25 protein-coding genes are annotated in these 26,514 nt (G+C 63.4%); 9 read left to right on the top strand and 16 right to left on the bottom strand.

Going from position 1 to position 26,514, the window contains the following annotated elements; all coding sequences use genetic code 11:
• Positions 1–9 precede the first annotated feature (9 nt).
• From lysS to ACIQUF_RS09090, 10 genes are all read right to left on the bottom strand, one after another.
• On the bottom strand, positions 10–1,512 hold the full coding sequence (gene lysS / locus ACIQUF_RS09045) for a lysine--tRNA ligase (RefSeq protein ID WP_403130720.1): 1,503 nt from the start codon (positions 1,510–1,512) through the stop codon (positions 10–12).
• A 93-nt stretch (positions 1,513–1,605) separates the two neighbouring features.
• A protein-coding gene (prfB, locus tag ACIQUF_RS09050) for a peptide chain release factor 2 (protein WP_400802960.1) occupies positions 1,606–2,701 on the bottom strand; the annotation gives its coding sequence in 2 pieces (ribosomal slippage) (positions 1,606–2,628 and positions 2,630–2,701; 1,095 coding nt in all).
• A gap of 92 nt (positions 2,702–2,793) precedes the next feature.
• On the bottom strand, positions 2,794–3,798 hold the full coding sequence (gene wspR / locus ACIQUF_RS09055; RefSeq protein WP_403130723.1) for a Wsp signal transduction system regulator diguanylate cyclase WspR: 1,005 nt from the start codon (positions 3,796–3,798) through the stop codon (positions 2,794–2,796).
• Positions 3,799–3,849: 51 nt separating this feature from the next.
• A complete protein-coding gene (locus ACIQUF_RS09060) occupies positions 3,850–4,863 on the bottom strand; it encodes a chemotaxis response regulator protein-glutamate methylesterase (RefSeq protein WP_403130726.1) in 1,014 nt (337 codons plus the stop codon).
• Positions 4,860–7,127: a hybrid sensor histidine kinase/response regulator gene (locus tag ACIQUF_RS09065; RefSeq protein ID WP_403130728.1), complete on the bottom strand. Its 2,268-nt coding sequence runs from the start codon at positions 7,125–7,127 to the stop codon at positions 4,860–4,862. Before ACIQUF_RS09065 ends, ACIQUF_RS09060 begins: the two co-directional genes overlap by 4 nt.
• Positions 7,124–7,789, bottom strand: a complete 666-nt coding sequence (locus ACIQUF_RS09070) for a chemotaxis protein CheW (RefSeq protein WP_403130731.1) — start codon at positions 7,787–7,789, stop codon at positions 7,124–7,126. Before ACIQUF_RS09070 ends, ACIQUF_RS09065 begins: the two co-directional genes overlap by 4 nt.
• Entirely contained in the window at positions 7,786–9,039 is a 1,254-nt protein-coding gene (locus tag ACIQUF_RS09075) for a CheR family methyltransferase (RefSeq protein ID WP_403130734.1), read from the bottom strand. The genes ACIQUF_RS09070 and ACIQUF_RS09075 overlap by 4 nt, the downstream gene beginning before the upstream one ends.
• Positions 9,036–9,542 carry a chemotaxis protein CheW gene (locus tag ACIQUF_RS09080; protein WP_403130736.1) on the bottom strand — a complete coding sequence of 169 codons (507 nt, stop codon included), beginning with the start codon at positions 9,540–9,542 and terminating at the stop codon, positions 9,036–9,038. The genes ACIQUF_RS09075 and ACIQUF_RS09080 overlap by 4 nt, the downstream gene beginning before the upstream one ends.
• A 5-nt stretch (positions 9,543–9,547) precedes the next feature.
• Positions 9,548–11,170, bottom strand: coding sequence for a methyl-accepting chemotaxis protein (locus ACIQUF_RS09085; RefSeq protein ID WP_403130739.1), 1,623 nt, complete (start codon positions 11,168–11,170; stop codon positions 9,548–9,550).
• A 126-nt stretch (positions 11,171–11,296) separates the two neighbouring features.
• Complete coding sequence (locus ACIQUF_RS09090; protein ID WP_403130741.1) at positions 11,297–11,983, bottom strand: tellurite resistance TerB family protein; 687 nt, start codon at positions 11,981–11,983, stop codon at positions 11,297–11,299.
• 175 nt (positions 11,984–12,158) lie between these two features.
• Here ACIQUF_RS09090 and ydcS point away from each other — a divergent pair, with 175 nt between their 5' ends.
• The 7 genes from ydcS (at position 12,159) to ACIQUF_RS09125 (ending at position 18,324) form a co-directional block, all read left to right on the top strand.
• Complete coding sequence (gene ydcS / locus ACIQUF_RS09095) at positions 12,159–13,310, top strand: putative ABC transporter substrate-binding protein YdcS (RefSeq protein WP_403130744.1); 1,152 nt, start codon at positions 12,159–12,161, stop codon at positions 13,308–13,310.
• Positions 13,311–13,381: 71 nt separating this feature from the next.
• Positions 13,382–14,422, top strand: coding sequence for an ABC transporter ATP-binding protein (locus tag ACIQUF_RS09100; RefSeq protein WP_403130747.1), 1,041 nt, complete (start codon positions 13,382–13,384; stop codon positions 14,420–14,422).
• Between the two features lies 1 nt (position 14,423).
• Positions 14,424–15,335, top strand: a complete 912-nt coding sequence (locus ACIQUF_RS09105; protein WP_403130750.1) for an ABC transporter permease — start codon at positions 14,424–14,426, stop codon at positions 15,333–15,335.
• Complete coding sequence (locus ACIQUF_RS09110; protein WP_403130751.1) at positions 15,325–16,131, top strand: ABC transporter permease; 807 nt, start codon at positions 15,325–15,327, stop codon at positions 16,129–16,131. Before ACIQUF_RS09105 ends, ACIQUF_RS09110 begins: the two co-directional genes overlap by 11 nt.
• A gap of 17 nt (positions 16,132–16,148) precedes the next feature.
• Positions 16,149–17,573, top strand: a complete 1,425-nt coding sequence (locus ACIQUF_RS09115; protein ID WP_403130754.1) for a gamma-aminobutyraldehyde dehydrogenase — start codon at positions 16,149–16,151, stop codon at positions 17,571–17,573.
• Between the two features lie 167 nt (positions 17,574–17,740).
• Positions 17,741–17,995 (top strand): type II toxin-antitoxin system HicA family toxin, encoded by a 255-nt coding sequence (locus tag ACIQUF_RS09120; RefSeq protein ID WP_403130757.1) that lies wholly within the window; start codon positions 17,741–17,743, stop codon positions 17,993–17,995.
• Positions 17,992–18,324 (top strand): type II toxin-antitoxin system HicB family antitoxin, encoded by a 333-nt coding sequence (locus ACIQUF_RS09125; RefSeq protein ID WP_403130760.1) that lies wholly within the window; start codon positions 17,992–17,994, stop codon positions 18,322–18,324. Before ACIQUF_RS09120 ends, ACIQUF_RS09125 begins: the two co-directional genes overlap by 4 nt.
• A gap of 9 nt (positions 18,325–18,333) precedes the next feature.
• On the opposite strand, the gene ACIQUF_RS09130 is transcribed toward ACIQUF_RS09125, so the two are convergent.
• The 3 genes from ACIQUF_RS09130 to ACIQUF_RS09140 all read right to left on the bottom strand — a co-directional run bounded on the left by ACIQUF_RS09130 (position 18,334) and on the right by ACIQUF_RS09140 (position 21,835).
• Positions 18,334–19,440 (bottom strand): NADH:flavin oxidoreductase/NADH oxidase, encoded by a 1,107-nt coding sequence (locus ACIQUF_RS09130; protein WP_403130763.1) that lies wholly within the window; start codon positions 19,438–19,440, stop codon positions 18,334–18,336.
• 130 nt (positions 19,441–19,570) lie between these two features.
• Positions 19,571–21,280: a single-stranded-DNA-specific exonuclease RecJ gene (gene recJ / locus ACIQUF_RS09135; RefSeq protein ID WP_403130764.1), complete on the bottom strand. Its 1,710-nt coding sequence runs from the start codon at positions 21,278–21,280 to the stop codon at positions 19,571–19,573.
• Positions 21,281–21,292: 12 nt separating this feature from the next.
• Complete coding sequence (locus ACIQUF_RS09140; RefSeq protein WP_403130767.1) at positions 21,293–21,835, bottom strand: YaeQ family protein; 543 nt, start codon at positions 21,833–21,835, stop codon at positions 21,293–21,295.
• A 132-nt stretch (positions 21,836–21,967) separates the two neighbouring features.
• Between ACIQUF_RS09140 and ACIQUF_RS09145 the strand changes: the two genes are divergently transcribed.
• On the top strand, positions 21,968–23,167 hold the full coding sequence (locus ACIQUF_RS09145; RefSeq protein ID WP_403130770.1) for a CaiB/BaiF CoA transferase family protein: 1,200 nt from the start codon (positions 21,968–21,970) through the stop codon (positions 23,165–23,167).
• A 14-nt stretch (positions 23,168–23,181) separates the two neighbouring features.
• Positions 23,182–24,039 (top strand): TIGR02285 family protein, encoded by an 858-nt coding sequence (locus ACIQUF_RS09150; RefSeq protein ID WP_403130773.1) that lies wholly within the window; start codon positions 23,182–23,184, stop codon positions 24,037–24,039.
• A 127-nt stretch (positions 24,040–24,166) separates the two neighbouring features.
• On the opposite strand, the gene ACIQUF_RS09155 is transcribed toward ACIQUF_RS09150, so the two are convergent.
• From ACIQUF_RS09155 to thrC, 3 genes are all read right to left on the bottom strand, one after another.
• Positions 24,167–24,448, bottom strand: a complete 282-nt coding sequence (locus ACIQUF_RS09155) for a DUF3509 domain-containing protein (protein ID WP_403130775.1) — start codon at positions 24,446–24,448, stop codon at positions 24,167–24,169.
• A 78-nt stretch (positions 24,449–24,526) separates the two neighbouring features.
• Positions 24,527–24,931, bottom strand: a complete 405-nt coding sequence (locus ACIQUF_RS09160; RefSeq protein ID WP_403130777.1) for a histidine kinase — start codon at positions 24,929–24,931, stop codon at positions 24,527–24,529.
• Between the two features lie 127 nt (positions 24,932–25,058).
• A complete protein-coding gene (thrC, locus tag ACIQUF_RS09165) occupies positions 25,059–26,468 on the bottom strand; it encodes a threonine synthase (protein WP_403130780.1) in 1,410 nt (469 codons plus the stop codon).
• Between the last annotated feature and the right edge of the window lie 46 nt (positions 26,469–26,514).

The following is a 26,514-nucleotide window of genomic DNA, read 5'->3' on the forward strand; positions in this document are numbered from 1 at the left end:
TCAATTCACTCAGGCCTGCGGACGCATGTGCGGGAACAGGATCACGTCGCGAATCGACGGCGAGTTGGTCAGCAGCATCACCAGGCGGTCGATGCCGATGCCTTCACCGGCAGTCGGCGGCATGCCGTACTCCAGGGCGCGGACGAAGTCGGCATCGTAGTGCATGGCTTCGTCGTCACCGGCGTCCTTCTCGGCCACCTGGGCCAGGAAGCGCTCGGCCTGGTCTTCGGCATCGTTGAGCTCGGAGTAGGCGTTGGCGATCTCGCGGCCACCGATGAACAGCTCGAAGCGGTCGGTCACGGCCGGGTTGTCGTCGTTGCGACGGGCCAGCGGCGAGACTTCGAACGGGTACTCGGTGATGAAGTGCGGCTGCTCCAGCTTGTGCTCGACCAGCTCTTCGAAAATCATCACCTGCAGCTTGCCCAGGCCCTCATGGCCGAGCACCTTGGCGCCGGCTTGCTTGGCGATGGCGCGGGCCTTGTCGACGTCCTGCAGGTCGGCGGCGGTCAGCTCCGGGTTGTACTTGAGGATCGAGTCGAACACCGACAGGCGCACGAACGGCTCGCCGAAGTGGAACACCTTGTCGCCGTACGGCACGTCGGTGCTGCCCAGTACCAGCTGCGCCAGCTCACGGAACAGCTCTTCGGTGAGATCCATGTTGTCGTTGTAGTCGGCGTAGGCCTGGTAGAACTCGAGCATGGTGAACTCGGGGTTGTGCCGGGTCGAAACGCCTTCGTTACGGAAGTTGCGGTTGATCTCGAAGACCTTCTCGAAACCACCAACCACCAGACGTTTCAGATACAGCTCCGGCGCGATACGCAGGAACATGGCCATGTCCAGGGCATTATGGTGGGTTTCGAACGGCTTGGCCGCAGCGCCGCCAGGAATGGTCTGCAGCATCGGCGTTTCGACTTCGAGGAAGTCGCGCTCGATGAGGAACTTGCGGATGTGCGAGATCACCTGCGAACGCACACGGAAGGTGTGGCGGGTTTCTTCGTTGACCATCAGGTCGACGTAGCGCTGGCGGTAGCGCTGCTCGGTGTCGGTCAGGCCGTGGTGCTTGTCCGGCAGCGGACGCAGCGACTTGGTCAGCAGACGTACGTTGGTCATTTCGACGTACAGGTCACCCTTGCCGGAACGGGCCAGGGTGCCTTCGGCGGCGATGATGTCGCCCAGGTCCCAGGTCTTGACCGCCGCCAGGGTTTCTTCCGGCAGGGTCTTGCGGTTGACGTAGACCTGGATGCGCCCGGTCATGTCCTGGATGACCATGAACGAGCCACGGTTGAGCATGATGCGACCGGCAACCTTGACCGGGATCGCTGCTGCTTCCAGCTCTTCCTTGGTCTTGTCCGCGTACTGTTTCTGCAGGTCGTTGCAGTAGCTGTCGCGGCGGAAGTCGTTGGGGAAGGCCTGACCCTTCTCGCGCTCGGCGGCAAGTTTTTCCTTGCGCAGGGCGATCAGGGTGTTTTCTTCCTGTTGCAGGTCTTGCGATTCGGTCTTGAGGTCGCTCATGTCGTCATTCTTTCCATCAGGTATTCGTTGCCCTTTTCGGGCAGGGCACGCGATGCCGGCGGTCAGCCAGGCATCGCGGCGGTGGTGTGCGGCTTACAGCCCCTGCTTGAGGCTCGCTTCCAGGTACTGGTCGATGTCGCCGTCCAGCACCTTGTTGCAGTCGCTGCGCTCGACGCCGGTACGCAGGTCCTTGATACGCGAGTCATCCAGCACGTAGGAGCGGATCTGGTGGCCCCAGCCGATGTCCGACTTGCTGTCTTCCAGCGCCTGCGAAGCGGCGTTGCGCTTCTGCATTTCCAGCTCGTACAACTTGGCCCGCAGCATTTTCATGGCGGTGTCCTTGTTGGCGTGCTGCGAACGTTCGTTCTGGCAAGCCACCACAGTGTTGGTCGGAACGTGGGTGATACGCACCGCAGAGTCGGTGGTGTTGACGTGCTGGCCACCGGCACCGGAGGAGCGGTAGGTGTCGATGCGCAGGTCGGACGGGTTGATGTCGATCTCGACCTTGTCGTCGATCTCGGGCGATACGAACACTGCCGAGAACGAGGTGTGGCGACGGGCGCCGGAGTCGAACGGGCTCTTGCGCACCAAACGGTGCACGCCGATTTCGGTACGCAGCCAGCCAAAGGCGTACTCGCCCTTGATGTGCACGGTGGCGCCCTTGATGCCGGCGACTTCGCCTTCGGAAAGCTCGATGATGGTGGCGTCGAAACCGCGCTTGTCGGCCCAGCGCAGATACATGCGCAGCAGGATGTTGGCCCAGTCCTGCGCTTCGGTACCGCCGGAGCCGGCCTGGATGTCCAGGTAGGCGTTGTTCGGGTCCATCTCGCCGCTGAACATGCGACGGAACTCAAGCTGGGCCAGTTTTTCTTCCAGGCCTTCCAGCTCGGTCACGACGTCGCTTACGGCGCCTTCATCGTCTTCCTCGACGGCCATGTCGAGCAGGTCCTGGCAATCAGCCAGGCCGCCGGACATCTTGTCCAGGGTCTCGACGACCTGTGCCAGCATGGCACGCTCACGGCCCAGGGCCTGGGCGTATTCGGGTTTGTTCCACACGGCCGGGTCTTCCAGCTCGCGGTTGACTTCGATCAGGCGGTCAGCTTTTTGATCGTAGTCAAAGATACCCCCGAATAGACTGCGAACGCTCGGTGAGGTCCTTGATGGTGTTCAGGATCGGTTGGATTTCCATGGGCGCGGGGCTCTCGTACGAATTCGGTGAAAAGCCCGCGAGTATAACCGATCCAGGGAGCAGCGGCAGCCCGTTGGGCAGCCGCTTCTGCCTCAGGCGATACCAACCTGATTACGCCCGCTGTTCTTGGCCAGGTACAACCCCTTGTCAGCCGCAGAAATGAGCTGCCGGCAGTGGCTGCCCACAGCTGGCGTCTGCGTCGCCAGGCCAATGCTCACGGTCAGGCGCGAATCATCCTGCGGCGCGGTATGCGGAATATTCAGCCCATGCACTGACTGACGCAGTTTTTCGGCTACCAGCCGCGCGCCACCCGGCGAGGTGTTGGGCAGCACCAGGGCGAACTCCTCGCCCCCGTAGCGTGCAGGGAGGTCGGTGGGTCGCTGGCAGGAGCCGCGAATGCACTCGGCCACCTGGCGCAAGGCCTCGTCGCCGGCCAGATGACCGAAGCTGTCGTTGTAGACCTTGAAGTAGTCCACATCGATCATCAGTAGCGACAATTGCTGCTGTTCGCGCATGGCCCGGCGCCATTCCAGCTCCAGGTACTCGTCGAAGTGGCGGCGGTTGGACAGCCCGGTAAGGCCGTCGGAGTTCATCAGCCGCTGTAGCATCAGGTTGGTGTCGAGCAATTGCTGCTGGCTGACACGCAACGCGCGATAGGCTTCATCGCGCTGCAGCAAGGTCAGGTACGAACGCGAGTGGTAGCGGATGCGTGCGACCAGCTCGATGGTGTCCGGCAGCTTGACCAGGTAGTCGTTGGCCCCGGCGGCGAAGGCCGCGCTCTTGACCAGTGGATCTTCCTTGGTCGACAGGACGATGATCGGGATGTCCTGGGTGGCCGGGTTGTTGCGGTACTCGCGCACCAGGGTGAGGCCGTCCAGGCCGGGCATGATCAGGTCCTGCAAGATTACCGTTGGCTTGATGCGCATGGCCTGGGCCACGGCCTGGTGCGGGTCGGCGCAGAAGTGGAAGTCGATGTTCTCCTCGTGGGCCAGGCCACGGCGCACCGCTTCGCCGATCATCGCCTGATCGTCGACCAGCAAGACCATGGCCGAATTTTCATTGGCGGTCGCAAAACCTTCGATCGGTAGATCAGTCATTCGTTTTCACCTGATCACTGCCGCATGGGCGGGGTGATTCGTTACATAGCGTCATTTTGCAAAGAGTTCCATCAAACGCCCGGCGATTCGCTCCAGCGGACGGATTTCCACCGCCGCGTCGATTGCCGCGGCGGCCTTGGGCATGCCGTAGACTGCGCTGCTGGACTGGTCCTGAGCAATGGTCAGAAAGCCCTGCTGGCGCATCAGTTTCAGGCCCTGGGCGCCATCGCGGCCCATGCCGGTGAGCAGCACGCCCACCGCATCGCCGCGCCAATAGCGCGCCACGCTCTCGAAAAACACATCGATCGAGGGCCGGTAGATTTCGTTGACAGGTTCGGCAGTGTAGGCCAACTGGCCGTTTTGCAGCAGCCGGATATGGTGGTTGGTACCCGCCAGAAGCACCTGCCCAGGTTGCGGCGGCTCGCCTTCCCGGGCCAGGCGCACCGGCAGCCCACTGGCGCTGGCGAGCCACTCGGCCATGCCGGCGGCGAATACCTGGTCGACATGCTGGACCAGCACGATGGACGCCGGAAACGCCTTGGGCAAGCCTTTGAGCAACACCTCCAGCGCCGCTGGCCCGCCCGCCGACGAGCCGATCGCCACCAGGCCTTTGCGCTGCGCAGCATCGCGCAACGGCGCCGCGACCGGCTTGGTCGCGCTGGGCCGCTGCTGGCCGATCAACCAGCTGATATTGAGGATCTTGCGCAGCAGCGGCGCCGCTGCCTCGCGCGCATCACCGGCGCCCAGGGCCGGGGTATCGACCACATCCAACGCGCCATGCCCCATCGCCTCGAACACCCGGTGCACGTTCTGCTTGCGGTCGACCGTGACGATGACGATGGCGCACGGCGTCTCGGCCATGATCCGCCGGGTCGCCTCGACGCCATCCATTACCGGCATGATCAGGTCCATGAGAATCAGGTCGGGCGTGGCCTCGGCACACTGGCGCACGGCCTCGGCGCCATTGCCGGCCACCCAGATCACCTCGTGCGCCGGCTCGAAGGCCAAGGCCCGGCGTAGAGCCTCTACCGCCATGGGCATATCGTTGACGATGGCGATCTTCATCCCTGAGCATCTCCGATCAGTTCTACCACGGCATCCAGCAACGCATCATCATGGAAGCTGGCCTTTGCCAAATAGTAGTCGGCGCCAGCGTCCAGGCCACGCCGTCGATCTTCCTCACGGTCCTTGTACGACACCACCATGACCGGCAGTGATTGCAAACGCTGGTCGCGGCGTACAAGAGTGACCAGCTCGATGCCGTCCATGCGCGGCATGTCGATGTCGGTGATAAGCATGTCGAAGTCTTCACTGCGCAGCGCGTTCCAGCCGTCCATGCCATCGACTGCCACGGCCACTTCAAAGCCACGATTGCTCAGCAGCTTACGTTGCAGTTCGCGTACGGTGAGCGAATCGTCGACCACCAGGATGCGCTTGCGGCTGGCCCCACGACCGCCCTGCACGCCGCGTTCGATACGTTCCAGGCGGCCGGTGCTGAGCAGCTTCTCGACCGAGCGCAGCAGGTCTTCGACGTCGACGATCAGCACCACCGAGCCGTCGTCCAGCAGCGCCCCGGCAGAAATGTCCTGAACCTTGCCCAGGCGCGGATCGAGCGGCATCACCACCAGCACCCGCTCGCCGATCAGGCGCTCCACGGCCACGCCGTACAGCTGTTCGCGCTCGCGAATCACCACCACCCGCAAACTGCTTTCATTGCCTGGCGCGGTCGGCCGATTGAGCAGCTGGCTGGCCGCGACCAGGCCGATATGCCGGCCTTCGTGCCAGAAATGCTGACGCCCTTCGATCTGCACGATCTGCTCGGCGGTCACCTCCAGGGTGCGCTCGATATGCGCCAGCGGAAACGCATAGGCTTCACCGCCCACTTCCACCACCAGGCTGCGCACCACCGACAGGGTCAGCGGCACTTCCAGGTGGAAGCAGCAACCCTGGCCGGCCTGCTGAGTCAGCTCGATCGAGCCGCGCAAGTCACGGACCATATGCTGCACGGCATCCAGGCCAACGCCGCGGCCGGAAACCTCGGTCACCTTGTCGCGCATGCTGAAGCCCGGTAGGAACAGGAAGGTCAGCAGCTCTGCCTCGCTCATTTGCGCCACGGTTTCAGCCGGCGACAGGCCGCGCTGGACGATACTGCGGCGCAGTCGCTCAAGGTCGATACCCGCGCCGTCATCGCTCAGTTCGAGGATCAACATGCCAGCCTGATGCGAGGCGCGCAGGCGGATTGTGCCCTCCTCCGGCTTGCCCGCCAGCACGCGTTGCCCGGGCAATTCGATGCCATGGTCGACCGCGTTGCGCAGCAAATGGGTGAGGGGCGCTTCGAGCTTTTCCAGCACGTCGCGGTCGACCTGGGTCTTGTCGCCGTCGATCTGCAGTCGCACCTGCTTATCCAGCGAACGCCCCAGGTCACGGACCATACGGCTCTGGCCAGTGAGCACATCGGCAAACGGGCGCATGCGGCAGGCCAACGCCGTGTCGTAGAGCAACTGGGCGCGCTGGCTGGCCTGCCAGCCGAATTCGTCGAGGTCGGCAGCCTGCTGCTGCAGGATCTGCTGGGTTTCCACCAGCAGCCGTTGGGTCTGGGCCAAAGCGTCGAGCACTTCCAGGCTCTGGCCACTGTCTTCCAATTGCGTCTTCAGGCCATCGAGGGCGCGCATGCCTTGGCCATGCATGCGTTTAAGGCGCTGCAGGGTGGCCAGATACGGTTTGAGGCGCTGGGTCTCGACCAGCGACTTGCTCGACAGGTCGAGCAGGCTGTTGAGGCGGTCGGCGGTCACCCGCAAGACCCGCTCGCCGCCTTCACCGCCGCGCTTGCCGGCCTTGCGCGGTGTTTGCACCTCCGGCTCGGGCTCAGGCTCGCTGAGCACTGGCTCGACCACGGGCACGACGGGCGGCGGCGCTAGCGCTGCTGGGACAGACGCGGCACCGGGGTCGAGCAGGCCAGCCATCTGCGCCAGGAACGCTGGCACTGCCGCTTCACCTGCCGGATCCCCGGGTGTAGCAATATGCAGCAACAGATCAGTGCCGCGCAGCAACGCATCGATGTGATCGGCACGCAGTAGCAAGCGGCCTTCCTGCGCGGCTACCAGGCAGTCTTCCATCACATGGGCCACGCTGACCCCGGCATCGAGGCCGACGATCCGTGCAGCGCCTTTCAGGGAGTGCGCTGCGCGCATGCAGGCTTCCAGGTGATCGGCCTGGGTGGGGTTGCGCTCCAGCGCTATGAGCCCGGTGCTGAGCACCTGAGTCTGGGCTTCGGCTTCCAGGCTGAACAGTTCGAGCAACGATGCGTCGCGCATTTGCTCAGGGGTCATGACAGGCTCCGCTGCACGGCAGACAGTAATTGTTGATCGTCCAGCACCCGCACGCTTCGCCCGCGCCACTGCAGCACGGCAGCGGTGAAGGGTGCGGTATCTTGCGCAGCACCGAGCAGGGCGGGATCGAGACGATGAATACCGTCGATCTCGTCCACGGCCAGCACCACCGGCCCGCCAGCCGCCGCGAGAATCAACAGACGCGGCATCGCCCGGCCGCCCTGCGTCTGCCCGGAGGCCGCGCTCATTCCCAACAGCTCGCTCAGCGACAGGCACGGCACCAGGGCGCCCCGCACGTTGGCCACGCCTTGCATCACCCGGGAACGTTGATGGGGCAAGGAGTGCACCGACTGCACCGGGGCAATCTCGGCCAGGCAGGCAGTCGCCAGCGCCAGCCACTCCTCCCCGAGACGGAACAACAGCAACGAACGCCCTACATTGGCCTCAGGTGCTGCCGCTTGGTGAACATGATCTTCCTGAACCAGCGCGTAGCGGTCGAGCAGCCGGGTCGCTGCTGCAGCGTAGACGTCACAGTTGCGGCAATGGATATGCCGCTCCAGCAGCGGGCACTGCTTGTCACCATGCACGCCGATACGGTTCCAGCAATCATCGATGTGCATATCGTGTTGAGCGAGCAGCTCGATCGCATGTTCGACGTTCATCGTTCAGACTCCCGACCTGCGCGTGCCGCGCGTTGCTGCAAGCGGCGAGCACCGGCTTCGTCGCCCTGGGCCGCCAGCAGCATGGCCAGGTGCAACAGCGCTTCAGGATGCTGAGGCTCCAGGTACAGGGCCTTGCGGTAATGCGTCAGCGCCTGCCGGGCATCGCCTTCGGTATCGCTGAGCAGTCCCAGCCAGTAATACACCTGGGCCTTGGGTGCGAATTGCTGCAGGTAACGTTGGCAACTGGCGCGCGCCTGAGCGCTTTCGCCAGCATTGGCCTGGCTGGCGATGCTGGCCAGCAGGGCGCTTTCGCTTTCGCGCTGTGCCGTTGCAGGTGCGCTAACCGGGGCCGCTCGCGCAGGACGCGAAGCCGGTGCGGGCACAGGCCGGCTCGGCGGGATGGTAACGGGCGCCGATGGGCTACGCCGTGGAATGTCGGGCGGTGCCGGTGCATCAGCCGGCTGGCGAACATAGGCAAACGACTGGGCTATGCCCAACGGCCGCATGCCCAGCCTAGCCAGCAGACTGCCCTCGGCCGGGCCGATGAACAGGACGCCGGTTTCGTGGGTAAGGCCCTTGAGCACCTCGAAGACCCGCTGCTGCGTTGGCACATCGAAGTAAATCAGCAGGTTGCGACAGAACACGAAGTCGTAGTAACCGTTGCGCCCGCCCAGCGCCGGGTCAAGCACGTTGCCCACGCTCAGGCTCACCTGCTCGCGCACGCGCGCGTCCAGAGCATGGCCTTCATCGAGTTCGTGGAAGTGACGCTCGCGAAAAGCCAGCTCACTGCCGCGGAACGAGTTGCGCCCGTAAACTGCCTGCACGCCCTTGGCCACCGAGTTGGGGCTGATGTCGATTCCGTCGATGTGGAAAGACGCCGGGTTCATGCCCGCGTCGAGCAGCGCCATGGCCAACGAGTAAGGTTCTTCCCCCGTCGAACACGGCAGGCTGAGCAAGCGCAGCGGCCGCTCGCCGGCCAATTCGCCCAGGCGTTTCTGGGCCAGCCCGACCAACGCGGTGAACGACTCCGGGTAGCGGAAAAACCAGGTTTCCGGAACGATCACCGCTTCGATCAATGCCTGCTGTTCTTCTGCCGATTGCTGCAGGCGCAGCCAGTAGTCGTGCAGGTCGACGGCATTGACCGCGACACAACGCTGTTGCAAGGCACGCTCGACCATGGGCACGCCGACCGAGTCGACATCCAGACCGATGCGCTCCTGCAGGAATCGGAAAAACCGTTGCTCGCTCATGCTGGCACCTGCCCAGGCTCACGGGGAAACAGCAGCTCGCGCACGGCATCGGGCAGCAGGTCATCGACTTCGATGCGTTGCATCAGACCATTGGTGTCCTGGCGAACCGGGCCCAGATAGCGCGCTTCGCCTTTGTCCAGGCCGTAAGGCTGAAACTCATCGGCGGGGCAGCGCAGGGTCTCGGTGGCCTGTTCGAGGATCAAGCCCAACTGGTGTTCGCCTCGGTAACGCACCAGCACCAGGCGGGTGCTGGTGCGCTCGGCTGCTGGCTGGGCGAAGCTCAGGGCCGACAGGTCGACCACCGGCACCAGCACGCCACGGTGGGCGACGATGCCGGCGACCCAGGCCGGCGCCTGGGCGATCGGCTTGAGTGGCCGGCGCGGCAGCACCTCGACCACCTCGCGCACATCGAGGGCGAAGCGTTGCTGGTTGAGACGAAACTGCAGGTACAGTGTGCCCTTGGCGCTGGCCGCTGCAGCCGGATGAAGAGGCTGGTCAGTCATGGCCGTCAGACTTTGAAACGCGACACACCGCCGCGCAGGCCTGCGGCCACCTGGCTCAACTCGTCGATGGCGAAGCTGGCCTGGCGCAGCGACTCCACCGTCTGTGTGCTGGCATCGCTGAGCTGGGCCAGCGCCTGGTTGATCTGCTCGGCACCGGTGGCCTGGGCCTGCATGCCTTCGTTGACCATCAGCACGCGCGGCGCCAGCGCCTGTACCTGATGGATGATCTGGGTCAGTTGCTCACCCACCTGCTGCACCTCGAACATGCCACGGCGCACTTCTTCGGAGAACTTGTCCATGCCCATGACGCCGGCCGAGACCGCAGACTGGATCTCGCGCACCATCTGTTCGATGTCATAGGTGGCGACGGCTGTCTGGTCTGCCAGGCGGCGCACTTCGGTGGCCACCACGGCAAAGCCGCGCCCGTATTCACCGGCTTTTTCTGCCTCGATGGCGGCGTTCAGCGACAACAGGTTAGTCTGGTCGGCAACCTTGACGATGGTCACCACCACCTGGGTGATGTTGCTGGCTTTTTCATTGAGGATCGCCAGTTTGGCGTTGACCAGGTCGGCGGCGCCCATGACCTGGTGCATGGTGTCTTCCATGCGCGCCAGGCCCTGCTGGCCGGAGCCGGCCAGGCTCGATGCCTGGTCGGCGGCGCTGGTGACTTCGGTCATGGTGCGCACCAAATCACGTGAAGTGGCGGCAATTTCGCGCGAGGTGGCGCCGATTTCGGTAGTGGTGGCCGCGGTTTCGGTGGCGGTGGCCTGCTGCTGCTTGGAGGTGGCGGCAATTTCCGTGACCGAAGTGGTCACCTGTACCGACGAGCGCTGGGCCTGCGACACCAGGTTGGCCAATGCCTCGGCCATCTCGTTGAAACCGCTTTCGATGGCGCCGAATTCGTCTTTGCGGTCCAGGCTCAGGCGCATGCTCAGGTCGCCTGAACGCAATTTGTCGAGGGCATGCACCACACGCTGCACGGGGGCGGTGATGGCGCGCATCAGCAGGAGGCCGCAGATACCGGCCGCGACGATCGCCAACAGCAGCGAGACGACCATGCTGCCCTTGGCGGTGCTCACGGCACTGACGATTTCGTGTGTGGCAGCGTCGGCCGCTTCGCGGTTGTATTCGATTACCGTGTTGAGGTGCTTGCGGCCATCCACCCAGGCCGGAGTGAGCACATCCTTGATGAGCCGTTCGGCTTCGGCATAGTCCTGTCTACGATAGGCTTCGAGTACCTGCCCAACGCTATCGATGTAGTTTTCTTCCATCTGGGTGAAGGTATCGAACCGCGCCTGGTCATCCTTGTCCTGGATGGTTTGCTGGTAACTCGCCATATGCTGCTTGAGGCGGTCTTCGAAGCTTTTGAACAGCTCCATGTCGGCGGCGGTGATTTCGCGATGGTCGGACAGCCCCACCAGCTGCTGGCTGGTGACGTAACTGTCGACCCAGGCGCTGCGGATCATCGAGCTGTAGTAGACCCCGGGAATGCTGTCGGTACCCACGGCCTCCTCGGCACTTTCGATCGCCACCAGCCGCGAGTAAGCGGCCACGATCATCAGCAGCATGATGGCGATGATCACGGCGAAACTTGCCAGGATCCGTTGGCGCAAGGTCCAGTTCTTCACATTCAGCCCTCAGGAATTCACAACGAGCGGGAAAAATCGCCGAAGTATAGCCCAGGCGTCCTACGCTTTTGCGGCTGAATAGAGGGTATTCAGGCATCCTTGCCTGATGGACAGGCCATTTACGCGTTATTGGCCCACGGCAAGTCGGGCCTGGTTCTCCAATTCCTGACGCAATGCCGGGTCCAGGCGCAACTGACGGGCCAGTTCGTCCAGGTAGGCGCGCTCCATGAAGTTCTGCTCATCGACCATCATCAGGCTGGCCAGGTACATCTCGGCGGCCATCTCCGGGGTTTGCGCGGCACGGGCCACTTCGGCAGGGTCCAGCGGCTTGTTCAGTTCGGTATGAAGCCAGTGCTGCAGTTCGCGGTCGCTGTCCAAGCGCGTGAACTCGCCTTCGATCAACTCGCGCTCGCGCTCGTCGATATGGCCATCGGACTTGGCCGCCGCCACCAACGCGCGTAATACCGCCTGGCTATGCAGTTCGGCCTGGGCCGGCGGCAGGCGATCGAGGGTTTGCGGCTCAATCGCCTGCCCTGCGCCCTGGCGAGCCTGCCAGTTGCCGTAGGCCTTGTAGGCCAGCACACCGAGCGCGGCCAGGCCGCCATAGGTAATGACTTTGCCACCGTACTTGCGGGCTTTCTTGCTGCCCAATAGCAGGCCGATGGCGCCGGCCCCCAGAGCCCCGCCGCCAGCCCCTGAAAGCAGGCCTCCGAGGCCCTTGCCACCAGGCGCGGACTTGCCCGCGCCAGCCTGTTTGTTCAGCAGTTCCTGGCCAGATTTGAGCAATTGATCGAGCAGGCCCCGAGTGTTCATTCGCATGTCTCCACGCTGCGGAAAGTAACGGCCAGAGTAAGGCCTGCCGGGTTCATGGCCACCCGTGGATTTGCTTCCAGATGTTGCGTTAGCGGGCCAAAAGCCAACTAGACTCGACAACGCGCAAGCGCACTACGCTTATGACATTCAAAGATCTCCAAGAAGAGGGAACACCATGTCAGTGCACAAGACCGCATTGCTCGGCGCCGTGACCGGCGCACTGCTGGCCAGCGCCGGCCTGCAGGCTGCCGAGCTGCCCAAGGCGCTGGGCGCCGGTGAAGGCCGCCTGGATATCGTCGCCTGGCCCGGCTACATCGAGCGCGGCGAAAGCGACAAGGCCTACGACTGGGTCACGGGTTTCGAGAAGGAAACCGGCTGCAAGGTCAGCGTCAAGACTGCGGCCACCTCCGATGAAATGGTCAGCCTGATGAACAAGGGTGGCTACGACCTGGTCACCGCCTCCGGCGATGCCTCGTTGCGCCTGATCGTCGGCAAGAAGGTGCAACCGATCAACACCGCCCTGATCCCCAACTGGAAGAACCTCGACCCACGCCTGCAAAACGGCGGCTGGTATGTGGTCGACCAGCAGGTCTATGGCACGCCGTACCAGTGGGGGCCAAATGTGTTGCTGTACAACACCACGACCTTCAAGCAGGCGCCCACCAGCTGGAGCGTGGTGTTCGAACCCCAGAACCTGCCCGACGGCAAGCCGAACAAGGGCCGCGTGCAGGCCTATGACGGGCCGATCTACATCGCCGACGCAGCGTTGTACCTGAAATCTGCCAAGCCGGAGCTTGGCATTCAGGACCCCTACGAGCTGAACGAAGCCCAGTACAAAGCGGTACTCGAACTGCTGCGCCAACAGCAACCGCTGATCCACCGCTACTGGCATGACGCCACGGTGCAAATGAGCGATGTGAAGAATGAAGGCGTGGTTGCATCCAGTTCATGGGGCTACATGGTCAACGGCCTCAAGGCCGAGAACCAGCCGGTGGCCTCGACCATTCCGAAAGAAGGCGCCACAGGCTGGGCCGACACCACCATGCTGCACAGCGAGGCCAAGCACCCCAACTGCGCCTATAAATGGATGGATTGGTCGCTGCAGCCGAAGGTGCAGGGCGATGTGGCGGCCTGGTTCGGCTCGCTGCCGGCGGTACCGGCGGCTTGCACTGGCAGTGAGCTGCTCGGCGCCGAAGGTTGCAAAATCAATGGCTTCGACAACTTCGACAAGATCGCCTTCTGGAAGACCCCGCAGGCCCAGGGTGGCAAGTTCGTGCCGTATAGCCGTTGGACGCAGGACTATATTGCGATCATGGGGGGGCGCTGAGGTCGGCTGACAGCCTGTACCGGCCTCATCGCGGGCGGTACAGGCAACACAAGAACTACTGAGTACCGCCCATGCCCCTAGCAGTCCAATTTACCCAGGTTTCCCGCACCTTCGGCGAGGTCAAGGCCGTCGACCAGGTCAGCATCGACATCATCGATGGCGAATTCTTCTCCATGCTCGGCCCCTCCGGCTCAGGCAAGACCACCTGCCTGCGCCTGATCGCCGGCTTCGAGCAACCCAGCAGCGGCTCCATCCGCATACACGGCATCGAAGCCGCCGGCGTGCCGCCCTACCAGCGTGACGTCAACACGGTATTCCAGGACTACGCACTGTTCCCGCACATGAACGTGCGCGACAACATCGCCTACGGCCTCAAGGTCAAGGGCGTGGCCAAGGCCGAACGCCATGCGCGTGCCGAAGAAGCGCTGGTCATGGTCGCCCTGGCAGGTTATGGCGAGCGCAAACCGGCGCAGCTGTCAGGCGGCCAGCGCCAGCGCGTGGCCCTGGCGCGCGCCCTGGTCAATCGGCCACGGGTATTGTTGCTCGACGAACCACTCGGCGCGCTCGACTTGAAACTGCGCGAGCAGATGCAGGGCGAGCTGAAAAAGCTGCAGCGCCAACTTGGCATCACCTTCATCTTCGTCACCCATGACCAGACCGAGGCGCTGTCGATGTCGGACCGCGTGGCGGTGTTCAACCGTGGCCGCATCGAACAGGTCGACACGCCCCGTAACCTGTACATGAAGCCGGCCACCACCTTTGTCGCCGAGTTCGTCGGCACCTCCAACGTGGTTCGCGGCGACCTGGCCGAACACCTCAGCGGCAGCCGCGCGCCCTTCTCCATCCGCCCCGAGCATATCCGCCTGCTGAGCGAAGCCGCAGCCGGCGACGGCGTGCAGATCAGCGGCCTGCTGCGCGACATCCAGTACCAGGGCAGCGCCACCCGCTATGAAGTGCAACTGGACAGCGGCCAGCTGCTGGCGGTCAGCCAGGCCAACGACCGCTGGCAGGCGCAACCCCACGATTGGCTACCCGGCCAGCGGGTGCAGGCGCACTGGCCGCGCGAGGCGATGACGGCGCTGAAGGAAACCGTCCTGGCCGAGGGGCAGTGAGATGAGCCCGTTGCGCAGCATCTCCAATCTGCTCTACCGCCGCCCCAACCTCTATCTGCTGATGCTGTTGATTCCTCCGCTGACCTGGTTCGGCGCCATCTACCTGGGTTCGCTGCTCAACCTGCTGTGGCAAGGTTTCTACACGTTCGACGACTTCACCATGGCGGTCACCCCGCAGCTGACCTTTGGCAACTTCGCCGCGCTGTTCAACCCGTCGAACTTCGACATCATCCTGCGTACCCTGGCCATGGCCGTGGCGGTATCGCTGGCCAGCGCCGTGCTGGCGTTCCCCATCGCTTACTACATGGCGCGCTACACCAGCGGGAAGACCAAGGCATTCTTCTACATCGCCGTGATGATGCCGATGTGGGCCAGCTACATCGTCAAGACCTATGCCTGGACACTGCTGCTGGCCAAGGGCGGGGTGGCCCAGTGGTTCATTCAACTGTTGCACCTCGAAGGCCTGCTACAGGCGCTGCTGACCGTGCCCGGGGTGGGCGGCAGCACGCTGTCGACCTCGCACCTGGGGCGTTTCATGGTGTTCGTGTATATCTGGCTACCGTTCATGATCCTGCCGGTTCAGGCCGCACTGGAACGCCTGCCGCCTTCATTGCTGCAGGCCTCGGCAGACCTCGGCGCACGGCCCAGGCAGACGTTCATGCAGGTGATCCTGCCGTTGTCGATACCAGGCATCGCCGCCGGTTCGATCTTCACCTTCTCACTTACTTTGGGCGACTTCATCGTGCCGCAACTGATCGGCCCACCGGGGTACTTCATCGGCAGCATGGTCTACGCCCAGCAAGGGGCCATCGGCAACATGCCGATGGCAGCAGCCTTCACCCTGGTGCCAATCGTGCTGATCGCGGTGTACCTGTCCATCGTCAAGCGCCTGGGGGCCTTCGATGCACTCTGAAAAAGCGTCTATGGGCCTGCGCCTGGCGGCCTGGGGTGGGTTGCTGTTCCTGCACTTCCCGATCCTGATCATCTTCCTGTACGCCTTCAACACCGAAGACGCGGCGTTCAGCTTCCCGCCCAAGGGCTTCACCCTCAAATGGTTCGCCGTGGCGTTTGCCCGCCCGGACGTGCTCGAAGCAATCAAGCTGTCACTGCAGGTAGCCTGCCTGGCCACGCTGATTGCACTGGTGCTCGGCACACTGGCCTCGGCGGCGCTGTACCGGCGCAGCTTCTTTGGCAAGGAGAGCATCTCGCTGATGCTGATTCTGCCCATCGCCCTGCCCGGCATCATCACCGGCATCGCCCTGCTCTCGGCCTTCAAGACCTTGGGCATCGAACCCGGCTTGTTCACCATAGTGGTCGGCCACGCGACCTTCTGCGTGGTGATCGTCTACAACAACGTGATCGCCCGCCTGCGGCGAACCTCGCAGAGCCTGATCGAAGCCTCGATGGACCTGGGTGCCGATGGCTGGCAGACCTTCCGCTACATCATCCTGCCCAACCTTGGCTCGGCGTTGCTGGCCGGCGGCATGCTGGCCTTTGCCCTGTCGTTCGACGAAATCATCGTCACCACCTTCACCGCCGGCCACGAGCGCACCTTGCCGATCTGGCTGCTCAACCAGCTCAGCCGCCCGCGCGACGTGCCGGTGACCAACGTGGTAGCCATGCTGGTGATGCTGGTGACCATGCTGCCGATCCTCGGCGCCTACTACCTGACCCGCGGCGGCGAAAGCGTCGCGGGCAGCGGCAAATGACCCACAAGGAGCCTCCGATGCAAACCCACATGCTGATCAATGGTCGCCTGGTCGCCGGCGAAGGCCCGACCTGGACCGTGCTCAACCCGGCCGAAGGCAGTGCCCTGGCGCAGATCAACGAAGCCACCGAAGCCCAGGTGGATACCGCCGTGCGCGCCGCCGACCAGGCCTTCGACAGCTGGTCGCAGACCAGCCCCAAAGAACGCTCACTGGCGCTGCTGACATTGGCCGACATCATCGAAGCGCATGCCGATGAGCTGGCCAGGCTGGAATCGCAGAACTGCGGCAAGCCATTCAGCGCGGCCTTGAACGACGAGATACCGGCCATCGCCGACGTGTTCCGCTACTTCGCGGGTGCTACCCGCTGCCTCGGTGGCTCGGTGGCGGGTGAATACCTGCCTGGGCACACCTCGATGATCCGCCGCGACCCACTCGGCGTGGTGGCCTCGATCGCGCCCTGGAACTACCCGTTGATGATGCTAGCGTGGAAGATCGCGCCGGCCTTGGCCGCCGGCAATACCGTGGTCATCAAACCGTCCGAACTGACCCCGCTGACCGCTCTGCGCCTCGGCGAGCTGGCCAAGAACGTGCTGCCTGCAGGTGTGCTCAACATTCTCTTCGGCCGTGGCCAGACGGTCGGCAACCCGCTGGTCACCCACCCCAAGGTGCGCATGGTCTCGCTGACCGGCTCGATTCCTACCGGCGCGCACATCATCGGCGCCACCGCCGGCAGCGTGAAGCGCATGCACATGGAGCTCGGTGGCAAGGCGCCGGTGCTGGTGTTCGACGATGCCGACCTCGATGCCGCCATCGACGGCATCCGCACCTTCGGTTTCTACAACGCTGGGCAAGACTGCACCGCTGCCTGCCGCCTGTATGTGCAGGCCGGCGTTTACGAACGCTTCGTCGAGCGCCTCGGCAAAGCCGTGGCCAGCCTGAAAACCGGCCTGCAGGACGCAGAGGACACCGAGCTCGGCCCACTGATCAGCGCTCAGCACCGCGACAAGGTGGCCGGCCTGGTCGGGCGCGCTATCGCCCAGCCACACATTCGCCTGGTGACCGGTGGCAAAGCGTTACCGGGGGACGGTTTCTTCTTCGAACCGACGGTGCTGGCCGATGCGCTACAGGATGATGAGATCGTGCGCCATGAAGTGTTCGGCCCAGTGGTGTCGGTGACCCGCTTTACCGAGGAAGCCCAGGCGCTGGAATGGGCCAACGACTCGGAGTACGGCCTGGCCTCCTCAGTGTGGACCCGCGACACCGGCCGCGCTCACCGCCTCGCGGCGCGCTTGCAGTATGGCTGCACCTGGGTCAACACCCACTTCATGCTGGTCAGCGAAATGCCCCACGGCGGGCAGAAGCATTCGGGGTATGGGAAGGATCTTTCGATGTATGGGTTGGAGGATTACACCTGTGTGCGGCATGTGATGATCAAGCATTGAGGGTGCAGTGACCAACCGGCCTCTCACAAAGGGTGCTGAGGAGAGGCCATTGCAAAATCCCCATGTTTCTCATAGGTATACACCGCTTACTTTTCCTTCAAGTATTGACCCTTTGTCCTACACGTAAGCTGTTGAGTCAAAATCAACTGGTATCATAGTCTGATACCATGAATAATCATCAACGATCGACCCTTGAAGCAATTTTCAGAAAACCAGCCCCCAAGACCCTGGAGTGGATCCGTCTGGAATCATTATTGGTATCGGCTGGAGCCAAGGTCATCGAAGGTCGAGGATCGCGAGTTCGCTTTGAGCTCAATGGAGCGGTTGCCACGTTCCATCGGCCTCACCCGGACAGACACGCCAAAACCTATCAATTGCGAGACGCTCGCCAGTTCCTCGAGCAGGCTGGAGTAACACCATGAATGTCATGACCTACCGCGGCTATGCCGCAAGAATCGAATACAGCGACGAAGACCAATTGTTGATTGGGCATGTTGCGGGCATACGCGACGTGATCGGTTTTCACGGCGAATCGATCAGCGAATTGCGACAAGCCTTCGAAGAGGCCGTAGATGACTACCTCGAAACTTGCAAACGCCTGGGTCGAGAGCCGCAGAAGACTTACTCGGGGAAGCTGAGCCTGCGTCTGGAGCCCACCCTTCACGCCAGCGTGGCCGCAAAGGCCGAGCTGGCGGAAAAAAGCATCAATCAATGGGTCAGCGATATTCTCAGCAAAGCCGCTTACACCTGAGACGGTTCATCAATCCCGCAAATCCGACTCATGTATCGGATTCGCCCGGCTGGTCGCCCGTTGATACTGCGCCGGCCACGTCGCCCTGTTACCGCCCAGGTCGTCATCGGCATGCAGCGGCCAGTAAGGGTCACGCAACAGCTCGCGGGCGAGGAAGATCAAGTCGGCCTGCCCGGTGCGCAGGATATGCTCGGCCTGCGCCGGCTCGGTGATCATGCCTACCGTGCCAGTGGCGATTTCCGATTCCTTGCGCACCCGCTCGGCGAAGCGGGTCTGGTAGCCGGGGCCGGTAGGAATCTCGGCATTCACCGAAGTGCCGCCGGAAGACACGTCGATCAGGTCGACACCCAGCGCCCGCAGGCGACGCGCCAACTCGACGGTTTCGTCCGGGTTCCAGCCATCTTCCACCCAGTCGGTCGCCGACACGCGAACGAACACCGGCAGTTCCTGCGGCCAGACCTTGCGCACGGCTTCGGTCACTTGCAGGGTCAGGCGGATGCGGTTTTCGAAGCAACTGCCGTATTCGTCACGGCGCTGGTTGCTCAGCGGCGAGAGGAACTGGTGCAGCAGGTAGCCATGGGCAGCGTGGATCTCGACAACTTTGAAGCCGGCCTGCAATGCCCGTTCGGTCGATGCCACGAACGCGTCGATCACGTCCTGGATCTCGGCCAAGCTTAATTCACGCGGTGGCGTGTGCTGCGGGTCGAAGGCAATTTTCGACGGCCCTACAGGCTGCCAGCCACCCTCCTCCAGCTTGACGCTGCCCTGCTTGCCCAGCCACGGGCGATAGGTGCTGGCCTTGCGTCCAGCGTGGGCCAACTGGATACCCGGCACGGCGCCCTGGGCGGTGATGAAGCGAGTGATGCGCTGCAGCGGTGCGATCTGCTCATCTGCCCACAGGCCAAGGTCCTCTGCGGTAATTCGACCATCGGCGGTGACCGCCACCGCTTCAGTGATAACCAGACCGGCGCCCCCCACGGCGCGACTACCCAGATGGACAAGGTGCCAGTCGTTGGCCAGGCCATCGACGGCGGAATACTGGCACATCGGCGAGACGGCGATGCGGTTGGGCAACGTCAGTTGACGCAGGGTGTAAGGCTCGAGCAGCAGGCTCATGAGGGCACCTCCCAAGGACTCCAATGGTGATCCGGCCCGGACACTCATGCACGACGCTGGCCCGGTATCGGTCATTCTTCAGACTAGACCAGATTGCCAGCCGGGAAGGTCCCTGGGATTTGCGCGGCCCTCAACGCGGCTCGATGTGGGCGATCATCAGTTGCACGCTTTCATTGCCGCGAAACTCGTTGACATCCAGCTTGTAGGCCAGCTCCACCCAACGCACGGTGGGGTTGGGCCAGACCTCGCGGTCGATGCCAAAGGCAATGCCGTCCAAGCGTATCGAACCACATTCGCTCTTGAGCACAACCTTCAGGTGCCGCTCGCCGACTACCCGCTGCTCGACCAACTGGAACACGCCGTGGAACAGCGGCTCGGGGAAGTGCTGGCCCCAAGGCCCGGCGTGGCGCAGGGCCTTGGCCAGGTCGAGGTGAAATTCCTCCACCGCCAGGTTGCCGTCCGACAGAAGGCGCCCGGTGAGGTCTTCCTCGCGCAACTGGCGCCGCACTTCTTCGTCGAACGCCTCGGCAAATGCCGGGAAGTTCCCTTCCGGCAACGACAACCCCGCCGCCATGGCATGCCCGCCGAATTTGCTGATCAACTGCGGATGGCGCGCCGCCACCGCATCCAGCGCATCGCGAATATGGAACCCCGGCACCGAACGCGCCGAGCCCTTGAGCATGCCATCGCCGGCATCGGCGAAGGCGATGGTCGGCCGGTGGTAGCGTTCCTTCAGGCGCGAGGCGAGAATGCCGATCACGCCTTGGTGCCAGTCGGCATCGAACAGGCAAAGGCCATAAGGCATGGATTCGACCGGCAGGTCCTTGAGCTGGGCCAGCGCCTCGCGCTGCATGCCCTGTTCGATGGATTTGCGGTCCTGGTTAAGGTCATCCAGCTGCTGGGCCATGTCCTGGGCCAGCGCTGCGTCCTCGCACAGCAGGCATTCGATACCCAGGCTCATGTCGTCCAGGCGCCCGGCGGCGTTGAGCCGTGGGCCGAGGATGAAACCGAGGTCGGTGGAGGTGATGCGCCGGTGATCGCGACGCGCCACCTCCAGAATCGCCTTCAGCCCCGGCCGCGCACGGCCTGCGCGGATGCGCTCCAGCCCTTGATGTATGAGGATGCGATTGTTGGCATCCAGCGGCACCACGTCAGCGACGCTGCCCAGGGCTACCAGGTCGAGGAGTTCGCCAATGTTTGGTTGCGCCTGGTTTTCATAGCGCCCCAGGCTGCGCAGGCGCGCGCGTAACGCCATGAGCACGTAGAAGATCACCCCCACGCCAGCCAGCGACTTGCTCGGGAAGTCGCAGCCCGGCTGGTTCGGATTGACGATGGCATCGGCATCCGGCAGTTGCTGGCCCGGCAAGTGGTGGTCGGTGACCAGTACCTTGAGCCCGGCCGCTTTGGCCGCCGCCACACCCTCGACACTGGAGATGCCGTTATCGACGGTGACCAGCAAGTGCGGCTGACGCTGCAGCGCCACCTCGACGATCTCCGGGGTCAACCCATAGCCATACTCGAAGCGGTTGGGTACCAGGTAATCGACGTGGGCCGCGCCCAGCAGACGCAGCCCGAGCATGCCGACGGTACTGGCAGTAGCGCCATCGGCATCGAAGTCGCCGACGATGAGGATGCGCTGGCGCTGGTCGAGGGCGTGGACCAGCAGGTCGACCGCTGCATCGATGCCTTTGAGCTGCTGGTACGGCAGCAGCCGTGTCAGGCTCTTGTCCAGCTCGGCCTCGGACTGCACGCCACGGGCGGCGTACAGGCGTGTCAGCAAGGGTGGCAGATTACCCAGAAATGGCAGAGTCGGGGGTAGCGGGCGGGGTTCGATACGCATCGGTCAGTCGGCTCAGCCACGCTCGCCGAGCAGCCACTGCAGCTGCACTTCGTGCTGGCCGCGGTCGTCGGTGACGAAGATGGTGCCTTCGCTGATCATCACATCCCACTTGATGGTGCGCGGCATGTCGGTGGCCAGGACTTCCAGGACTTCCTGCGGCACCGCAGCGATGTTCAGGTTCTTCAGGCCCTTGACCGCACTCAGTACCTTGGTTTCCCAAACGCGCAAGCTGCCGTAGGCCAGCAGGCTGGTGCGCTCGGTGCGGCGCGAGCACCAGGTCAGGCGGTCGGCATCCGGTTGGCCGACTTCGATCCAGTGCAGGATGCGATCGTCCAGGCTCTTTTCCCACAGCGCCGCCTCATCCACGTCAGACAGACCACGGCCGAACGAAAGCTGCTCGTTGTACCACAGCGCATAAGCCAGCATACGCACAGCCATGCGTTCTTCGGTTTCCGAAGGGTGACGGGCAATGGTCTGCCGGACGTTTTCGTACACGCCGCGATCGAGATCGGTCAGATTCAGTTCGAATTTGTAGGTGATGGACGGCTGGGCCATGGTCGACGGGCTTCTTGCGTAAAGAAAAGTGGCACAGTCTAACCGATCCTGATCTTCGTTGCCCCGCAGCAGTATCTGCCGTTATCGACCTATGATAAAACCACGGATCTGCCCAGTTGCCACGGATGCCTCATGTCTACGCCCAGCAAACCCCTCGCCGGCCTCAAAGTCATCGAACTCGGCACCCTGATCGCCGGCCCGTTCGCCTCGCGCATCTGCGCCGAATTTGGGGCCGAGGTAGTCAAGGTCGAGTCGCCCGATGGCGGCGACCCGCTGCGCAAGTGGCGCAAGCTGTATGAGGGCACGTCACTGTGGTGGTTCGTGCAGGCGCGCAACAAGCAGTCGCTGACCCTTAACCTCAAGCATCCCGAAGGCCGCGAGATCCTCAAGCGGTTGCTGGCCGAGGCCGACATCCTCATCGAGAACTTCCGCCCCGGCGTATTGGAAAAACTCGGCCTTGGCTGGGATGTTCTGCATGCCCTCAATCCGAAGCTGGTGATGGTGCGCCTGTCGGGCTTTGGCCAAACTGGGCCGATGAAAGACCAACCGGGCTTCGGCGCCGTGGGTGAGTCGATGGGTGGGCTGCGTTACATCACCGGCTTCGACGACCGCCCACCGGTGCGTACCGGCATTTCCATCGGCGACTCGATCGCCGCATTGTGGGGCGTGATCGGCGCACTGATGGCGCTGCGTCATCGCGAAGTCAACGGCGGCCAGGGGCAGGTCGTCGATGTGGCGCTGTACGAGGCGATTTTCGCCATGATGGAAAGCATGGTCCCGGAGTTCGACGTGTTCGGCTTCATTCGCGAACGCACCGGCAACATCATGCCCGGCATCACCCCCTCCTCCATCCACACCAGCGCCGACGGCAAACATGTGCAGATCGGTGCCAACGGCGATGCCATCTTCAAGCGCTTCATGCAGGCCATCGGCCGTGACGACCTTGCGGACGACCCGGCGCTGGGTAGCAACGATGGCCGCGACGCTAGGCGTGACGAGCTGTACGGGGTGATCGACCGCTGGGCCAACAGCCTGCCGCTGGAGCAGGTGATGCAAGTACTGACTGCCGCCGAAGTGCCGGCCAGCCGTATCTATTCGGCAGAAGACATGTTCAACGACCCGCAGTACCTGGCCCGCGAAATGTTCCTGCAGGCTCGCCTGCCCGACGGCAAACCCTTCAAGATGCCGGGCATCGTGCCCAAGTTGTCGGAAACGCCCGGCTCCACCGAGTGGGTCGGCCCGGCGCTGGGTGAGCATACCGATGCCCTGCTGAGCACTCTGGGTTACGACGCTGCCGCCATTGCAGGGTTGCGCCAGGCGGGCACGGTCTGAGGCTGCCCTCGCCCATGCGCCCGCTGGCCTTGCTGTGCGGGCTGCTGCTCGCCATGGCCATCGCGCCGGCCCAGGCCAAGGAGCGTCTACTTTGGCTGGTCCGCGATCTGCCGCCGTTCACCATCTTCGAGGGTGAGGAAAAAGGCCAGGGCGTGGTGGACCAGATGTTGCCGCTGCTGATCAGCCAGATGCCCGAATACGACCACGCCATCGTCCGGGTCAACCGGGCGCGCGGGATTCAGATGCTGCAGGATCCGAGCACATTCACCTGCGACCCAACGCTGCTGTGGACGCCGGAGCGCGCGAAGTTCGTACACTTCTCCGAGCCGACGCTGGGCGTGATGAGTGGTGGCCTGGTGGTGCGCAAGCAAGGCGAGGCGCTACTGACCCCGTTTTTGCATGACCAGCAAGTCGACCTCAAGGGTTTGCTGAGCACCACGGAGCTTAAACTCGGTATCGTCGCCGAACGCAGCTACAACACGCAGATCGACGACATGCTGCGACAGCTGCCCGACACCGTTTTCAGCCGCCACTACGGCAACGATGCCACCGCCAGCCTGCTGCAGATGCAGCGCCTGGGGCGCTTGCAACTGGTGCTCGGCTACTGGCCGGAGGTGCGCTACCTGATTCAACAGCAGGGTGAGACGCTGGCTGATTACCAGTTTCACCCGATACAAGGCGTGAACCGCTACCAGTTCCTGCACGTGGGTTGCACCAACTCACCGCTGGGACGCGAAGCCGTTGCCCATATCGATCAGCTGCTGCCCGCACTACGCCAAGGCACACTGCCCGCGCTTTATGCGCGGTGGCTGGACGCGGATCTGCAAGCGGATTACCTGGAACAGAGCAAGCACTTCTTCGAAGCGCAGTAAAAAGAAACCCCGAACGCTGGGGAGGACGTCCGGGGCCAATCGAAAGCCCTGTCGGGCTTCCCGCGACAACCTGCCATCACCGGAGCTGTGTGCTGGCTGGCTGCCGTCACTGTCTCTGATAAGCCATTCAGGCAAAGGTTCCCGCAGGCTGCTGACGTTGTTGCAGCGCTGCAATGACACAGGGCTGCAGGCGCCCTTCGGCAATTTGCAGGTCACGATGCAAACCGTCGACCAAGTCGATGAGCAGGCGTTGCTCCTGCAACTGGCGCGAGCTGACTGTTCGGCGCAAGGTGGTGCCACCGAGGCTGTCGAATACGATCAATTGGCGGTTGCCGCTGGGATCCACGGGGCCGAGCTGGGTCTGGTAGGGGCTCAGGGCGTCATTAAGCAGTCTGCAAATTCTTTCCATCCGGATCACTCGCTGCGTGGTGGGACATGAAGGAACTGACCAACAAGCGCAGCGGAAAGTTCGGTACGCCGCGCCCTTTCATTGAGCATGCGTGGGCGATGTGACCGTTTGAATACGCTGTATCGCCTGTTGCCAACGCTGTACCGGCAACGGCCAGGGCAGATCGGCCAATACCCAGAGCCCCCGCCGCCGCGCCTCTTTTGCCAGGTCAGGGCGGCGGGAGCTGCGATGGCCGGTGAACAGCAGCGCGCGTGGCGACGGGTTGTGCTGAATGCGGTTGAGCAAGGCAACACCGCCGGCCAGGGCCAACGCATGGTCGAGGATCAGCAGGTCGACTTTGCGCTCGCGCGCCAGGCAGGCGTCGAGGTCGGCGAGGTCGAGGGTGATGCGCACGTCGAATATGCGCTGGGCGTTGCACGCCTGGTGCAGGAGGATCTGGTGGGAAGGCCGTGCCTGGTGGATCAACACGTAGGGCTGATGCATGAGCCGCTCCTTGAGGGAAGGACCGGTAACTCTATGTAACGAACAGCGAGTCCTATATAGGACAATTCCGAGCAAATCGAGCGAAAAAGCTAAAAAAAGGGGCCGCAAAGCGGCCCCTGATTGTCGGTTAAAGCGGTTTACCGCGATTACCGTGCTGGCTGACGAAGGCCTGTACCGTTTTCAGGTCGTTGGCCAACACCGTGCAGCGCTCTTCGCGGCTGAACAGGTCGCTCAGGTGCGCTGGCAGTTCCAGCGCTTTACCGACACCCGCCTTCTCCACCGCTTCCGGGAATTTGACCGGGTGCGCGGTGCCCAGCACCACCATCGGCGTATCCAGGCTACGGCGGCACTCGCGGGCAGCTTTGACGCCGATCGCGGTGTGCGGGTCGAGCACTTCACCGGTGCTGGCGAAGACTTCGGCGATGGTTTCGCAGGTCTGCTCGTCGCTGACGGCCAGCGAGTCGAACAACTTGCGCGCCTCGGTCCAGCGGTCCTGATCAACGCTGAAGCCGCCACCCTGCTTGAAGTTGGCCATCAGCTCGGCGATGGCTGCGCCGTTGCGACCATGCAGGTCGAACAGCAGGCGCTCGAAGTTGGACGAGACCATGATGTCCATCGACGGCGACAGGGTCGCGTGCAAGGTGTCCTTGACGTACTGGTTGCCGCTCATGAAGCGGTGCAGGATGTCGTTGCGGTTGGTCGCGACCACCAGCTGGCTGATGGGCAGGCCCATGTTGCGCGCCAGGTAGCCGGCAAAGATGTCGCCGAAGTTGCCGGTCGGTACCGAGAACGCCACCGAGCGCGCCGGGCCACCCAGCTGGAGGGCTGCGTGGAAGTAGTAGACGATCTGGGCCATGATCCGCGCCCAGTTGATCGAGTTGACCGCGACCAGGCGCGTGCCCTTGAGGAACGACTGGTCGGCGAAGCTGGCCTTGACCATCTCCTGGCAGTCGTCGAAGTTGCCTTCGATGGCGATGTTGTGGATGTTGTCGCCGAAGATCGTCGTCATCTGGCGGCGTTGTACTTCCGACACACGCTGGTGCGGGTGAAGGATGAAGATGTCGACGTTGTCGCAACGGCGGCAACCTTCGATGGCGGCGGAACCGGTGTCGCCACTGGTGGCACCAACGATCACCACACGCTCGTTGCGCTTGGCCAGCACGTGGTCGAGCAGGCGACCGAGCAGCTGTAGGGCGAAGTCCTTGAAGGCCAGGGTCGGGCCGTGGAACAGCTCCATGACCCACTCGTTGCTGTTCAGCTGACGCAGCGGGGCGACCGCAGCGTGGGCGAACTCACCGTAGGTTTCTTCGAGGATCTTCTTGAAGTCGGCGTCGGCGATGCTGCCTTCGACGAACGGGCGCATCACCCGGAAGGCCAGCTCGTGGTATGGCAGGCCGGCCCAGGAGGCGATCTCTTCCTGGGTGAAGCGTGGCAGGTTTTCTGGCACGTACAGGCCGCCATCGGTGGCGAGGCCGGCTAGCAGGACGTCTTCGAAATTCAGGGCCGGTGCCTGGCCGCGGGTGCTGATATAACGCATGGCTACAAACCTTCGATGCTGGGGGCCGGGGCTGCTAGCGCAGCCC

This window comes from Pseudomonas sp. NPDC090233 (assembly GCF_044772285.1).
In the GTDB taxonomy this organism is placed as follows: domain Bacteria; phylum Pseudomonadota; class Gammaproteobacteria; order Pseudomonadales; family Pseudomonadaceae; genus Aquipseudomonas.

Coding starts and splice junctions, on each gene's coding strand:
- lysS (WP_403130720.1), bottom strand. CDS start 1,512: ATGAGCGACCTCAAGACCGAATCGCAAGACCTGCAACAGGAAGAAAAC.
- wspR (WP_403130723.1), bottom strand. CDS start 3,798: ATGACTGATCTACCGATCGAAGGTTTTGCGACCGCCAATGAAAATTCG.
- ACIQUF_RS09060 (WP_403130726.1), bottom strand. CDS start 4,863: ATGAAGATCGCCATCGTCAACGATATGCCCATGGCGGTAGAGGCTCTA.
- ACIQUF_RS09065 (WP_403130728.1), bottom strand. CDS start 7,127: ATGACCCCTGAGCAAATGCGCGACGCATCGTTGCTCGAACTGTTCAGC.
- ACIQUF_RS09070 (WP_403130731.1), bottom strand. CDS start 7,789: ATGAACGTCGAACATGCGATCGAGCTGCTCGCTCAACACGATATGCAC.
- ACIQUF_RS09075 (WP_403130734.1), bottom strand. CDS start 9,039: ATGAGCGAGCAACGGTTTTTCCGATTCCTGCAGGAGCGCATCGGTCTG.
- ACIQUF_RS09080 (WP_403130736.1), bottom strand. CDS start 9,542: ATGACTGACCAGCCTCTTCATCCGGCTGCAGCGGCCAGCGCCAAGGGC.
- ACIQUF_RS09090 (WP_403130741.1), bottom strand. CDS start 11,983: ATGAACACTCGGGGCCTGCTCGATCAATTGCTCAAATCTGGCCAGGAA.
- ydcS (WP_403130744.1), top strand. CDS start 12,159: ATGTCAGTGCACAAGACCGCATTGCTCGGCGCCGTGACCGGCGCACTG.
- ACIQUF_RS09100 (WP_403130747.1), top strand. CDS start 13,382: ATGCCCCTAGCAGTCCAATTTACCCAGGTTTCCCGCACCTTCGGCGAG.
- ACIQUF_RS09105 (WP_403130750.1), top strand. CDS start 14,424: ATGAGCCCGTTGCGCAGCATCTCCAATCTGCTCTACCGCCGCCCCAAC.
- ACIQUF_RS09110 (WP_403130751.1), top strand. CDS start 15,325: ATGCACTCTGAAAAAGCGTCTATGGGCCTGCGCCTGGCGGCCTGGGGT.
- ACIQUF_RS09115 (WP_403130754.1), top strand. CDS start 16,149: ATGCAAACCCACATGCTGATCAATGGTCGCCTGGTCGCCGGCGAAGGC.
- ACIQUF_RS09120 (WP_403130757.1), top strand. CDS start 17,741: ATGAATAATCATCAACGATCGACCCTTGAAGCAATTTTCAGAAAACCA.
- ACIQUF_RS09125 (WP_403130760.1), top strand. CDS start 17,992: ATGAATGTCATGACCTACCGCGGCTATGCCGCAAGAATCGAATACAGC.
- ACIQUF_RS09130 (WP_403130763.1), bottom strand. CDS start 19,440: ATGAGCCTGCTGCTCGAGCCTTACACCCTGCGTCAACTGACGTTGCCC.
- recJ (WP_403130764.1), bottom strand. CDS start 21,280: ATGCGTATCGAACCCCGCCCGCTACCCCCGACTCTGCCATTTCTGGGT.
- ACIQUF_RS09140 (WP_403130767.1), bottom strand. CDS start 21,835: ATGGCCCAGCCGTCCATCACCTACAAATTCGAACTGAATCTGACCGAT.
- ACIQUF_RS09145 (WP_403130770.1), top strand. CDS start 21,968: ATGTCTACGCCCAGCAAACCCCTCGCCGGCCTCAAAGTCATCGAACTC.
- ACIQUF_RS09150 (WP_403130773.1), top strand. CDS start 23,182: ATGCGCCCGCTGGCCTTGCTGTGCGGGCTGCTGCTCGCCATGGCCATC.
- ACIQUF_RS09155 (WP_403130775.1), bottom strand. CDS start 24,448: ATGGAAAGAATTTGCAGACTGCTTAATGACGCCCTGAGCCCCTACCAG.
- ACIQUF_RS09160 (WP_403130777.1), bottom strand. CDS start 24,931: ATGCATCAGCCCTACGTGTTGATCCACCAGGCACGGCCTTCCCACCAG.
- thrC (WP_403130780.1), bottom strand. CDS start 26,468: ATGCGTTATATCAGCACCCGCGGCCAGGCACCGGCCCTGAATTTCGAA.